Genomic DNA, 12,819 nt, shown 5'->3' with positions numbered 1-12,819 from the left:
CATGACGACAAATATTTTAATTTGTGACGATTCTGGCTTTGCGCGAAGACAGATGGCAAGGAGCATTCCAGACAACTGGGACGTGTCTATTTCCTATGCCATTAATGGTGTAGAGGCTATCGATCTTATTCGCCAAGGAAAAGGCGACGTCATGTTTCTCGACCTGAACATGCCTGTTATGGATGGTTATCGTACCATGCAGATGATCAGAGAACAGGATTTGCCTTGTTTGGTCATTGTGGTTTCGGGGGATGTGCAGCCCGAAGCACGGTCGCGAATGATCGCCATGGGGGCGCTCGACTTTATTCGAAAACCCATTGATAACGCGAAGCTGGTTACCTTACTGCAACAGTACGGGATATACACGGGTGACGCTGCCTCAACGCAGCGCAAGCTCGACACGCAGTTAGACGATGACAGTGAAGACGACTGTTTAGATGCGTATCGTGAAATGGTGAATATTGCCATGGGCCGAGCTGGCGAAAGTTTAGCAACCGTACTTGATGAATTTGTTGAACTGCCTATTCCCAATGTGAATTTAATTGAAACCAATGAAATTCACATGGCAATTGCCGAAATCAACCAAAACGACAGTGTATCAGCGGTATCAAAAGGTTTTGTTAGCGCTGGTATTGCAGGCGAAGCACTGCTTATTTTCAATGACACCAACTTCGAAAACATCATCGACTTATTGCATTACCCGAATAAAAATAGCAGTGAGCAGCTTCAACTAGAGGCCTTGATGGATATTTCAAATATTTTGATAGGGGCGTGCCTCAATGCGTTGTCGGCGCAATTAAATGTGAACTTCAGCCACAGCCAGCCTATTTTGTTGGGGCAACATCGGGGGCTAGACGTACTGCTCGACGATAATATTTCTCGCTGGAACAAAGTCATGGCGATCGAAATTGCGTATGCCATAAAAAGTAAAAACATCAGTTTTGATTTGTTGCTACTGTTCCCCGACGCTTCAATGAATCGTATTTATACGCGCTTGGTCAACACACATGAGGACGATTGATTATGCGTGATGCGGTGAAAGAGTTATCCAGTCAACACTGGCAGCACGAATTGCTCAGCTCACTGGAAGTGGGCATTGTGGTAATGGACAAAGACTTTAATGTCGAAGTGTGGAACCAGTTTATGGAAAACCACAGTAATTTGTTACCACGACAAATTTGTGGCTCTCCTTTATTTGAGCATTTTGATGAAATTGATGAAGGGTGGTTGCGCTTAAAAACCGAGCCTGTGTTTAACTTGCGCACGCCGGTATTTATCATTTGGGAACAACGCCCTTATTTGTTCAGGTTTGGTGTTAATCGCCCCATTACGTCTGCCTCGGCGCGTATGTACCAGAACATCACTATTTTTCCACTGACAAATTTAAATGGTGAGGTAGACCGCATTTGTATGTTGGTTTATGACGTCACCGATCAAGCTTTAAGCAAGTTACAAATTGAAGGGTTGAATGCCGAACTCAGAACCATGAGTCGGGTGGATGGACTGACAGGTTTGTATAATCGTCGTTACTGGCAAGAGCGCTTTGACAGTAATTTTAAATTGGCGAAACGCCGAGAAAGCCCCGTCACTGCGATGATGCTGGATATTGACCACTTCAAAGCGGTGAACGATACCTTTGGGCATCAAGCCGGTGATAAAGTGATTCAAAAGCTGGCAGAAGTGATCCGAGAAAACTTGCGGGAAACTGATATTGCTGGGCGCTACGGCGGCGAAGAGTTTGCGATTGTTTTGGTTGATACAGACCAATCGAGCGCGAAATCTGTAGCTGAACGTATACGTGTTATGGCCAGCGAATGTGCGGTGGAACACGAAGGGCACACCATTGCCTTTACCGTTAGTGTGGGGTTAGCGGTGTTTTCAAATCAACACCGCTCTGCAATGCAGTGGCTAGAAATGGCAGACCAAGCGCTGTACGAAGCAAAGCAGTCTGGGCGCAACCGAGTTATTAGCTTTTAGCTTTACTTGACGGTGTAGCGGCAATTGCCAGCGTTAATGTGTTTTTCAGTTCTTGATAAGGAACTGGCTTAACCAGGTGATAGCGCACACCAGCGGCCCTGGATGCTGCTTTATCGGCTTCATAGGCATTACCTGTTACTGCAATTAGTGGCACGTTTGGCTGCTTAGATCGCATTCTTCTCGCTACCTCAAGGCCATTGAGGTCGGGTAAATTAATATCCAGCAGTACCACATCAAAAGCTTCCCGTTTAAACGCATCCAACGCGCTTTCGCCGTCTCTTGTTAATGTGCAACGATAACCTAAGTTTTCTACCATATTATTCACAATCTCCGCATTCATTGGCTCGTCTTCTACAATCAATACGTGTTTGTCTGCGGTAGAGAAGTTATTGAAATCTCGGTTGGTTGCCAGTTGATGTAAAGCATCAATAAAACGGGGTTTGTCGATGGGTTTTATAAAAACATGGGCGATATCGAGTGAGGATTGCGCGACCATATTTGCCATCTCAGGGGCGGCAGATACAATAATAAATGCAGGCGCTTTTTTGCCAAGCATCGCGTTTACACTGGTGGCAAGTTCCACGCCATCAAGCCCCGGCATGTAGTAGTCAGCCACTATTACGTCGAAGCTCGACAATCTGTCGCTTTCAGCCATTAACGCAACACCAGAGCGGAATAGCTCCACATGAAAGCCTTCATACTGAATAAGGCTGGCAATATGTAAGCGACTAATTTCGAGGTCGTCTACCACCGCCACTCGTAGCCGTTTTACAATCGGCGTTTTCGGTTTTGTGGTTTCGGCTCGTTCAAAGGGGATGAGTAAGCTAAAACTAGACCCAATATGCAGTTGACTGGCAATGTGAATTTCACCGCCTATTTGATGTAATTTTTCACGGCTTAACGTGAGCCCGACTCCTGTGCCGGGAATGCGGCGGTTAATCGCGTTTTCAAGCTGCACAAAGCGTTCAAATATAGTGCTTTCTTGATCAGCGGGAATACCTAAACCTGTGTCGGTGATTGTAATCTTTAAATAATTGTCGTCGGCACTCACAGTAACGCTCACCGAGCCTTTTTCGGTGTATTTAACGGCGTTGTCTAATACGCTGATAAATGCGAAGCGTATGCTCTCAGGGTAACTCAGAATGTTTTCTGGTAATGCTGTGGTGCAGGTAAATATTAAGTCGATGTTTTTGTCTCGGCACAAGCTTGCAAAGGGAGAATAGGCTTCATCAATAAGCTCATACAAATTAAAGCTCTGTTTATTACTGGTGTGTGACGCATTGTCATTACCTAATATATCAACCAAGTTAGAAACCAGATCGAGCAAGCGATAACAAGAACGCTCGGCGCGTTTAATTAGTACATCTTGCTTTTCTCGCATGTTGGGCAGCAACTCTAATGTGCCAATAATAGCGCTCACAGGGCTGCGGAATTCATGCCCCATTTTATGAAGAAATTGCACCTTCAATTGGTCGGCTTTAGTGGCGTGAGCGCGTTCCAAGCGCGCTTCAGCCTTGGCTTGTTTCGCTTGTTTGAATTGTTCTACTACTAGCTTTTCGAGTGGCTTAAAGAGAACAATAATCGAGCCGATCATCAGCGCTAATGACAGTAACCACGCCACCAACCTAGATTGCTGTTGATGGTCTAACTGTGCTGAGTAATACGACTCAAAAAGCGCAACCGCTTTATCGAGCCTGTCGAGAATATGCGATGCTTGATGTAACGAGATGGCGTATGGGGCTAATGGCGTGTCTTTGTTTGACTCTGCTAGCATTAAGGCATTCGATGCATAGCGCTTTACTTGCGTATCCAGCGCCTCTCCTTCCAGAAAATAAAGGCGTTTAAGCGTGGGGGGTAGCTTTACTAATTCGTCGTTAATCGGTTTGCGGCCAACCAGCTTTTCGTGACTCTCTGCAAATTCCAAGCTCACACCTTTGAGCTGCTCTTTGATGTACTGCTGTTCATTTACAGAATTCGAGTTGCGAATCATCTGATTCATTAGTGCAATTCTCTGAGATAGCATGCGCTGCTTTCCCGCAATGTTTATAACGGTGGGGCCAAGGGCGTTTTGCGTATAAGTGTAATGGGAGTAAAAGAAAGACGCTGTTGTTAATAACGCCAGTACCACAAGCGTTAACGCATAAGTTCTAAATATTCTCAAACGCAATGACTGACTTGTAATCATAGAATCCCTGAATGAGTTGCGCATGCCAAAGACGTGAAGGAGCGAAGGTTACACATTAAGGATAGTCGACCGGAATTCTAATCGTCAAATAAGATTACGCGATTCACGTGGTGCGACAGGAGCAATTTTGTTGGGGTGGGTTTTGATTTAAATATCCAATATCGCTAGGTTTTATTGTTTTCCAATTGGTAAATACGATGCTTTATCGAGCGCAGAAACAACAATGCGGGGATAACCATTAACGCGGTTAAAATAAAGAACAACGACCAATTTCCATTGAGCCAATCGACTAAATATCCGCTACTCGACGCAAGCAAAGTACGGCCTGACACACTCAGCGAAGCCATAAGCGCATACTGAGTGGCTGAAAACTGTTTATTACACAGTAACGAGATAAAGGCGACCATTGCTACCGCACTCCAAGAGGCGGTAAAGCCATCTACAATAACGGTAGCCGCAAATAACCATTTATTGGGTCCAACTTCGGCGATGATTGAGAACATTAAATTGCTCGCTGCCATAGCGATGCCTGCAATCATTAATCCGCGATAAATGCCGTAGCGAATATTCACTAAGCCGCCAACAATGGAAAACAAAATTGTTACCCACCAATTGAGCAACTTAGACAGCAACCCGATATCGCCATTAGAAAAACCAATTTCTTTGTAAAATACAATGCTCATTCTACCGAGAAACGCTTCGCCAATTTTGAACAAGAAGATGAAAAGTAAAATGGATAGTGCGAAGCGAACACCATTGCGGCTGAAAAAGTCTTGAAATGGCGCGATTAGCGTAGAATAAATCCAATCTCCTGCGCTTGTGTAACGCGCGGACGAGGCTTGTTCTAACGTGGTATTGGGCTCTTTGGCATACCAGGTGGCAACCATTAATATCGCCATCATCAGTGCCATTAAACCGTATATTTGCGGCCAAGGCCAACCTGCGCTATCAGCCACAAAAAAGGGAATCGCTCCTAAACCGCCATAGCCAGTCCACCAACCTGCGGTAGCTAAAGATGACGCCGCTGACAGTTTTTCTTTTTCATTGTCTGCGATAATGTCGATGCGGTAAGCGTCAATGGCAATATCTTGTGTAGCGGAAAACAGGGCAATAGCAAAACCAATAGCAGCCACGGCAAACAATTGCGTTTGGGCTTGGATCGTCGTCATTAACAAGCAGGCACCGACTACACCGCTTTGCATTAAAAAAATCCAGCTGCGCCGTCGCCCAAGCCCCGGCAGGCGTATTTTATCTATTAGCGGCGACCATAAAAAATTGAAAGAATAAACGGCAAATATTGCACCAAATAAGCCTATGGTTGAGCGAGATAGCCCCTCATCTTTGAGCCATGCAGACATAACAGAGCCGATCATGATCCAGGGTAGTCCACTGGCTATGCCGAATAAGAAAACGGTAACCAAACGGCGATCGCGAAAATGCTTAAGGTGCGAGAGTAACATACGGGCTCTACTAACAAATAAAACGCGTACATTGGATCACGAATGACGCCTAAGCGCAAGGTGGGATAGAGCGACTAGCGGGGTAATTATTCTTTGTGAATAATGTATTTAAGGGCGAATACCGACACAATCTTGAGGGCAAACCCCCGTGCCTTCCAAATAATAAAGGCAATCGTGTAGCTCTTCTTTAAGCAACAGGTTTTGTCTGAGGTCTTCTTCTGGCCAAAAATGCACTTGATGAAGCAAGTGCCAAAATACCCGTTCTCTTTGGGAGTAGTTGGCGTCAATCGCTGGCTCTAGTAGCCCCCATTCTTCCATGGTATCCCAAAAAAATAGGTCAAGCTCGGCATGTGGTAACTCACCCCGCCAAAAAGCACGGAGGTAATAACACAATTGCTTTGCCTTTTTTTCGACAAAGGAGAGTACTTGCATTTCTACGCCTAAATGAGAATGAATGTCTTTTCGATAGTATAGAAGTTTTTGAATTTATTTCATGGAAAATATCGCGGTTTATTCCAATTCGATGAAATTCAATGAAAAAAAGGTATATATAGTTAAACCTTTATTTTTTGTTTAATAAATGAACTGAAAACGGCGATTTATTGATATAAATATTTTTAGTGTGTGCAAAACATTGACCACGCCGAGAGCGCGTATTCACACAGGTGTAGCGGTATGTATCAGTATTTATTTACGCATTAAGCATAGCCGAGCGTATAAAAATTACCAACCCAAATATGTAAGCCAACTATACACCTCATTACCCAACCAACGCACTTCAGGCGAGAGCGCTTCAGCATAATGGCCTCCTACTGTGTAGGAATGGCTTGTATTGAGCATTCGTTGACGATAATGCATTTTTAGCCCAGTTGCTGCTGCGTATTTGCGCGCCTTCACTGTGCTCATTTGCCATTGATTTCCTTGAGGAAGTGTAAGATCCAACACGGGATAAGTAGACTGCGCAATGTGACTAGCAATACGCTTGTTTTCACTGCGATCAGGCCAGTAAGGGCTAATAGAAACCAGAGTGTCTGGGGCATTAAGTTGGCCTTTGTTGAACAGAGGCACCAACGCGGCTGCAGTCATCCCCTCCGCAATCACAAAGGTATAGCCTGAATATCGCTGTGCATACCCATAGAGTGCATTAACTTGTTGGGTTAATTGAGTTTCGGTTGTGGGGTAGTCTGCGTATAACGCGGTGTAAACTTGGTTGGGGTAAAGTGGGGGATTTGTGGTGTCATCGCTGGAGGCGGTGTCTGCGGTGGTGGTTTCAGCACTGTTAGAGGCATTGCTATTCGCTGGTGAGATGGGCACGTCCGACACCGCAGTCATTGCTGGCTGCAGTAGTGTACGCCAGCCCTTGCTGTTGAGGAAGCGGGCTAACGCTTGCGCCGATCCCAAAGACAAACCTTGATTTCCTGGTTCAACCAACACGATGGCGACACCTCTGGACAAAGGTAAATGTGAGGGGGAGTCAAATAAGGGGACTTCCTGTTCGCCAACGAGTAGGGGGGTAAACTCGTCATTGTGAAACTGGCGTGCAATGTCTTCCATTGCCAAGGCGTGAACAAAAGGGCACGACAGCAGGTATATAAACGCACACACCCATATGGCGAGTCGTTGATACGCTTTGCTCACTATAGCCCCTTTTGTATTTACACACCCATATCTTACTATCGGTCACAACCAAAAAAACTAAAGGGGAGCAGGAGAATATCGACTAAAAGGCAAAGGGGCGGTAAAACGCAGTTGAGTGTTATTGGTTGGATGCATGCAAATAAGACATTCGGCGTGCAGTTGTAAGCGCTCAGCCAGCGCCAAAGCTGTGGGGTGGGCGTATAGCCGATCGCCTAAAATAGGGTGGCCTAAGCTAAGCATATGCACGCGTAATTGGTGCGAACGCCCCGTAATTGGCGTTAACTCCACCAACGTACTCTCTGGCTCGTTTTCCACCACGCGATAGTGAGTGGTAGACGGTTTGCCACGGTCGTGGTCAACCATTTGTTTGGGGCGGTTTGGCCAATCACAAATTAACGGCAGATCCACCGTACCTTGCTGCTTCTCTGGAGTACCAAACACTCGCGCAAAATAACGTTTTTGGGTTTGGCGTTGTTCGAATTGTTTGGAAATATGGCGGTGAGCGGCCTTGTTCAAGGCCATGACTAAAACACCTGAGGTGGCCATATCGAGCCGATGAACAATACTTACCGTAGGAAATACCCTTGCTGCCCGTGTATAGGCAGAATCTTTGTGATGTTCAGCTTTACCCGGCACCGACAATAGCCCGCTGGGCTTATTGATCACTAGCAAATCGTCGTCTTGGTAGAGAATATCTAAATACGGCCGCATCGGCGGCCGGTATACAAAATCAGGGTTTGGCATAGAATTTACGGGTTATTGACCACAATGCGTATTGCTTCAAGCTCAACATCGGCTTGTTGCAAGACTTTATCTAACTCAGCAATCTGATTATCTATGAAACTGATTTCACTGTCACGAATGGCTGGGTTTTGTTGTTGTAAATCTTTCAAGCGCTGGCGCTCGTTCCCTAACTCTTCATGCATGTTCGCAATGGCGTCGTGCAAAATACGGTTGGCTTTGTTGTGGGCCAGTTTACTCGCTTTTTCCAATTGCTGAGTAATGGGTTGTTGTAATGCTTGCACCAACTGGTGGGCAATCTTTTTACCCACAGGGCGGTGTATATCAAACACGTGTGTCATTTCGTCGCCATTCGGGTTGATACACAAACGAATAGGCGTGGGCGGTAAAAAACGGCCAAGTTGCAATTCAGACGGAGCTTGCGCGGCTAGGGTATACATAATTTCTAACCAATATGCCCCTGTTGGTAGGCTCTTATCTTTGATAAAACCCATACTGCTTTTACCTAAAACATCGGTTAGCACTACATCTATAGCCGTGTGTACGAGCGGGTGGTCCCACGTAAGGAAGTGCACATGTTCTAGGGTTGTCGCCACACGGCGGCTGTAAGTCACTGTCATGCCTTCGGGATCTAATCCCGGCAAAGGGCTAACCATGGATTCCGTCGGCATTAAAATAAAGCAATCGTTGCCTTTTTCTTCTTGTTGCACACCAATGGCGTCTAACAAACGGCCCATAAACTGAGGAAGTGCATGAGCATTATCTTGTTCGATAATGTCTTCAATTAATCCGTCTACTTTTCCTGCGCCCGATGCGTTGAGTTCAAGCAAGCGGTCGCGGCCTTCATCAAGCTTGGCTTTTAACGTGGCATTGAGGGCAGCGCTTTGGGTAATTAACTCATCACACAAGTTTTCATCATCTGGTCGCAAGCAAGCACCCAGTAAGGTAGTTTTGACCTCTTCAAACACGCCTGCACCGGTAGGGCAAGTTTGTTCAAAGGCATTTAATCCTTTGTGATACCAGTCTGCTAATACTGCTTGCGCTGAGTTTTCCAACGCCGGAACATGAATGTCAATATCGTGCTGTTGACCAATGCGATCTAAGCGACCAATACGCTGTTCCAGCAAGTCTGGCGTTAGTGGTAAATCGAACAACACAAGGTGATGGGCAAATTGGAAGTTACGGCCTTCGCTGCCTATTTCGCTACACAACAGAATTTGTGCGCCTTCTTCCTCTTGCGCAAAATAGTGCGCGGCTTTGTCGCGTTCAACAATCGACATGCCCTCGTGGAATACGGCTTGGCGAATACCGGTTTTAACCCGAATAATTTCGGCGAGCTCTTGCGCGGTAGCGGCACTCGCACAGATCAGTAACACTTTCTCAGGCTTGATTGTGGGTAAGAAAGACAGTAGCCACTCAACACGCGGGTCTTCTTCCAGCCAGACCTGAGACAAGTGTGCTGCGCGTTCAGGGTATAGGGCCAACGTGAGGTCATCGCCTTGTACGACTGATTGATAGCAATCGGGCAGTGCAAGCGGGTATGCGTGATAGCTACGCTTCGGAAAGCCAGAAATACTCGCGCGACGGTTGCGAAACAGCACGCGACCTGTGCCGTGACAGTCAATTAATTGATGGAGTAATTGTTCTCGCGTTTCGGCTTCTGATAAATCACTGTGCTGAGCCATAATTTCTGGCGCTAAGATAGACAGTGTTTCAATTTGTTCCTGAGATGGCGCTTCCCCTTCAATAAGCGGTGCCACGGCCTCGGCTAACTCACTGTAGCGGCCCTCTTCGTTCAGAAATACTTCATAATTGTGGAAGCGAGCGGCGTCTAACAAACGTAAGCGAGCAAAGTGACTTTGATGACCGAGTTGATCAGGGGTTGCGGTGAGCAACAATACGCCTGGAATGGTATTGGCGAGTTGCTCAACCAATTGATAGGCTTCAGACGGTGCTTCTTCAGACCATGACAAGTGGTGTGCTTCATCTACAACCAATAAATCCCACCCTGCTTCAACCAACTGTTGTTGGCGTTTGGGCGAAGATTCTAGCCAGTTTAAACCACACAATACGAGTTGTTCTTGCTCGAACGGGTTGTCGTCTTCAATGGCGGCGCAACGGCTCTCATCGAAAATAGCGAAAGCCAGGTTTACCCGACGCAGCATTTCAACCAACCATTGATGTAGCAAGGTATCGGGCACCAAAATAAGGACACGAGAAGCGCGACCTGTCAGGATTTGCTGGTGGATGATCAGCGCTGCTTCAATGGTTTTTCCCAAACCCACTTCGTCGGCTAACAACACGCGAGGGGCATAACGTCGGCCAACTTCAGATGCAATGTGCAATTGATGAGGGATAAGCGCAATACGCGCCCCCACCATACCCAATGTGTTTGATTGTGCATGTTGGTGGCGGAATTGGTGCGCATCAAGACGCAGGTCAAACCATTTAGGATGGTCTAATTGCATACTGAACAGGCGTTGCTCGGGTTGGTTCAGTCGAATGTGATGGTCGAGAAACATCTCTGGTAGCGTAACGGGTTCTTTGGTGTCTTCTCTGAACCCCGCATAAATAAAAACACCTTGGCTTTCTTCAATGTGATCAACACTCATCGACCAGCCATCTTGGCTTTTTACTGTGTCACCAACAGAAAAGGTTAATCGCGTTAGTGGTGCATCTTGCTTAGTGTACGTTCGTGCTTCGCCCGTTGTGGGGAATAGGATTTCTATTGAGCGAAAGTCCACTTTCATGATTGCGCCTAAGCCAAGCTCTGTTTCTGTATTGCTGAGCCAGCGTTGTCCAACGGCGAACTGCTTTTCTGTTGTCATAATATTACCTTGCCATTTTCGGGGGGCGGTATTGTACTGACTCGCCCATCGACTGTCTTTAGCAAATCTTATAAAAAACGAAGTTTTGCGATGGCTTTGTTTGTGAATCTTTCAGTATGGCAGACACGTTCTCGGCCTGCATAATGGAGAGGACGTTTTCTGCACATTTTTTGGATTGTGCATTTAAATTGAGAAAACGAGTGCAACTCACAGAAAACTGGATTATGGTGAATATGTAGGTCGATGCGACACGGAGTGTGACGGTCAATCGACAACATCACTCCTCCAACATGTCTATAGCATGGTTGCTCGACACGGTTTAGCGCGTCAGCAGTATCGACGGGCTTAGTCATTATCGCCAGGAGTGACGGATGCCAAGAAAAACAAATACTGATACAAGAATTTACGTTTTAGATACTAACATTCTGCTACACGAACCCCTCGCATTTCTCTCCTTTAAAGAAAACGACGTCGTTGTTCCAATGACAGTTTTAGAAGAACTGGATTACATCAAAGACAGCAAAAAAGACGTCGCACGCGATGCCCGTGTATCAATTCGCGCAATGGAGGATTTACTGCATAACGCCACCCCAGAAGATATGCTTGCCGGTGTGTCGATGGAAGGCATGGGGGCGGGTGACAACGCGCCAACTGGGTCACTGTCTATTTATGCTGATCTCAACATGGTTGAGGCGCAGCAAATATTCACCAGTGACGAAAACGACAACCGAATCATTAACGTTGCGCTACACCTACAAAAGACCTTTGCACCACAGCAAGTGGTGTTGGTAACAAAAGATCTAAACATGCGCTTGAAGGCCAAAGGCGCTGGCTTAGCCCATGTTGAAGATTACCGCACAGACCAATTGATCAGCGACATTAAATATTTGTCGAAAGGTTATCACGAGTTTGAAGGCGACTTTTGGCAGCACGCCAATCTACTTGAAAGTCGCACCGAAGGGCGTGACACCATTCATACGGTTGCTAAATCGACGCTACCTAATGCCTACATTAATGAGTTTCTTTTGGATGACTCGGGGCATTTTGCAGGTTTGGTTGAGTCGATGACCTCAGACCAAATTGAAATACTCGACTTGGGCTACGAGCGCTTAATGGGGCGTCACGCGTGGGGAATTTCACCTAAAAATATTGGTCAGGCAATGGCCTTACACGCGTTGCTCGACCCTCATATTGATTTGGTGATTTTAACTGGTCCTGCGGGGAGTGGTAAAACTTTGCTCGCACTAGCTGCTGCCCTTGAAATGGTAGTAGAACGCAATATGTACGACAAGATCATTGTTACTAGAAGCACACCAGAAATTGCCGAGTCGATAGGTTTCCTTCCCGGCACCGAAGAGGAAAAAATGGCGCCATGGCTGGCAGCGATCACAGATTCGTTAGAGGTACTGCACAAAAACGATGTGAATGTGAAAGGCTCCATGAACTACATTATGGAAAAAGCCAACATTCAGTTTAAGTCGGTTAACTTTATGCGTGGGCGAAGTATTCAAAATTCCATAGTGATTTTGGATGAATCGCAAAACCTCACCGCTTCGCAATTGAAAACCATCATCACCCGTTGCGGTGAAGGGACTAAGTTGATAGTGGGTGGTAACTTGGCGCAAATCGACAGCAACTACTTAAGCGCTGTCACCTCAGGTTTGACCTACTTGGTTGAGAAATTTAAGAATTTCTCTGGCAGTGCTACGGTGAACCTCGATGGGGTCGTACGCTCACGACTGGCTGAGTTCGCTGAACAGCAGCTTTAACCTTACATACCGCATGCATGTACGAGAAGTGCAAACATGCATGTGGTATACCCTTATTCAGGAAAGACATTTTTGGGGGGGAGAGGCCGGTGGAGTAGTTTTTCTTCACTAAGCCCAACCTTTTTATGCTTACTAAAATATTCCCATGGTGTTAGATCATTCAACGCATCGTGGGGGAATTCTTCGTGATATTTAATACCCTATTTTACTTACCTTTGAAT

The 12,819-nt window shown here is 46.2% G+C and carries 9 protein-coding genes; 3 read left to right on the top strand and 6 right to left on the bottom strand.

Annotated features, from left to right (window positions below; translation table 11 throughout):
* Nucleotide 1: 1 nt before the first annotated feature.
* A complete protein-coding gene (locus ACXAH6_RS07075; protein WP_474875945.1) occupies nt 2–1,021 on the top strand; it encodes a response regulator in 1,020 nt (339 codons plus the stop codon).
* A gap of 2 nt (nt 1,022–1,023) precedes the next feature.
* The gene (locus tag ACXAH6_RS07070) at nt 1,024–1,977 is read left to right on the top strand and encodes a sensor domain-containing diguanylate cyclase (protein ID WP_474875944.1); all 954 of its coding nucleotides are present in this window, start codon (nt 1,024–1,026) and stop codon (nt 1,975–1,977) included.
* On the opposite strand, the gene ACXAH6_RS07065 is transcribed toward ACXAH6_RS07070, so the two are convergent.
* The 6 genes from ACXAH6_RS07065 to rapA form a co-directional block, all read right to left on the bottom strand.
* Nucleotides 1,967–4,162 (bottom strand): response regulator, encoded by a 2,196-nt coding sequence (locus ACXAH6_RS07065; RefSeq protein WP_474875943.1) that lies wholly within the window; start codon nt 4,160–4,162, stop codon nt 1,967–1,969. The genes ACXAH6_RS07070 and ACXAH6_RS07065 overlap by 11 nt on opposite strands.
* Before the next feature lie 164 nt (nt 4,163–4,326).
* Nucleotides 4,327–5,622 carry an AmpG family muropeptide MFS transporter gene (locus ACXAH6_RS07060; RefSeq protein WP_474875942.1) on the bottom strand — a complete coding sequence of 432 codons (1,296 nt, stop codon included), beginning with the start codon at nt 5,620–5,622 and terminating at the stop codon, nt 4,327–4,329.
* Nucleotides 5,623–5,730: 108 nt separating this feature from the next.
* Nucleotides 5,731–6,054: a hypothetical protein gene (locus ACXAH6_RS07055; protein ID WP_474875941.1), complete on the bottom strand. Its 324-nt coding sequence runs from the start codon at nt 6,052–6,054 to the stop codon at nt 5,731–5,733.
* 291 nt (nt 6,055–6,345) lie between these two features.
* On the bottom strand, nt 6,346–7,260 hold the full coding sequence (locus ACXAH6_RS07050; protein ID WP_474875940.1) for a DUF3530 family protein: 915 nt from the start codon (nt 7,258–7,260) through the stop codon (nt 6,346–6,348).
* A 57-nt stretch (nt 7,261–7,317) separates the two neighbouring features.
* On the bottom strand, nt 7,318–8,004 hold the full coding sequence (rluA, locus tag ACXAH6_RS07045; RefSeq protein ID WP_474875939.1) for a bifunctional tRNA pseudouridine(32) synthase/23S rRNA pseudouridine(746) synthase RluA: 687 nt from the start codon (nt 8,002–8,004) through the stop codon (nt 7,318–7,320).
* A 5-nt stretch (nt 8,005–8,009) separates the two neighbouring features.
* Nucleotides 8,010–10,829, bottom strand: a complete 2,820-nt coding sequence (gene rapA, locus ACXAH6_RS07040) for an RNA polymerase-associated protein RapA (RefSeq protein WP_474875938.1) — start codon at nt 10,827–10,829, stop codon at nt 8,010–8,012.
* A gap of 371 nt (nt 10,830–11,200) precedes the next feature.
* On the opposite strand from rapA, the gene ACXAH6_RS07035 reads away from it, so the two are divergent.
* Nucleotides 11,201–12,598 (top strand): PhoH family protein, encoded by a 1,398-nt coding sequence (locus ACXAH6_RS07035; protein WP_474875937.1) that lies wholly within the window; start codon nt 11,201–11,203, stop codon nt 12,596–12,598.
* The last annotated feature ends 221 nt before the right edge of the window (nt 12,599–12,819 follow it).

It is taken from the genome of Alteromonas sp. ABE4_545 (genome assembly GCF_056161325.1).
This window is presented reverse-complemented; position numbering and strand designations above follow the sequence as displayed.

Coding starts and splice junctions, on each gene's coding strand:
- ACXAH6_RS07075 (WP_474875945.1), top strand. CDS start 2: ATGACGACAAATATTTTAATTTGTGACGATTCTGGCTTTGCGCGAAGA.
- ACXAH6_RS07070 (WP_474875944.1), top strand. CDS start 1,024: ATGCGTGATGCGGTGAAAGAGTTATCCAGTCAACACTGGCAGCACGAA.
- ACXAH6_RS07065 (WP_474875943.1), bottom strand. CDS start 4,162: ATGATTACAAGTCAGTCATTGCGTTTGAGAATATTTAGAACTTATGCG.
- ACXAH6_RS07060 (WP_474875942.1), bottom strand. CDS start 5,622: ATGTTACTCTCGCACCTTAAGCATTTTCGCGATCGCCGTTTGGTTACC.
- ACXAH6_RS07055 (WP_474875941.1), bottom strand. CDS start 6,054: ATGCAAGTACTCTCCTTTGTCGAAAAAAAGGCAAAGCAATTGTGTTAT.
- rluA (WP_474875939.1), bottom strand. CDS start 8,004: ATGCCAAACCCTGATTTTGTATACCGGCCGCCGATGCGGCCGTATTTA.
- rapA (WP_474875938.1), bottom strand. CDS start 10,829: ATGACAACAGAAAAGCAGTTCGCCGTTGGACAACGCTGGCTCAGCAAT.
- ACXAH6_RS07035 (WP_474875937.1), top strand. CDS start 11,201: ATGCCAAGAAAAACAAATACTGATACAAGAATTTACGTTTTAGATACT.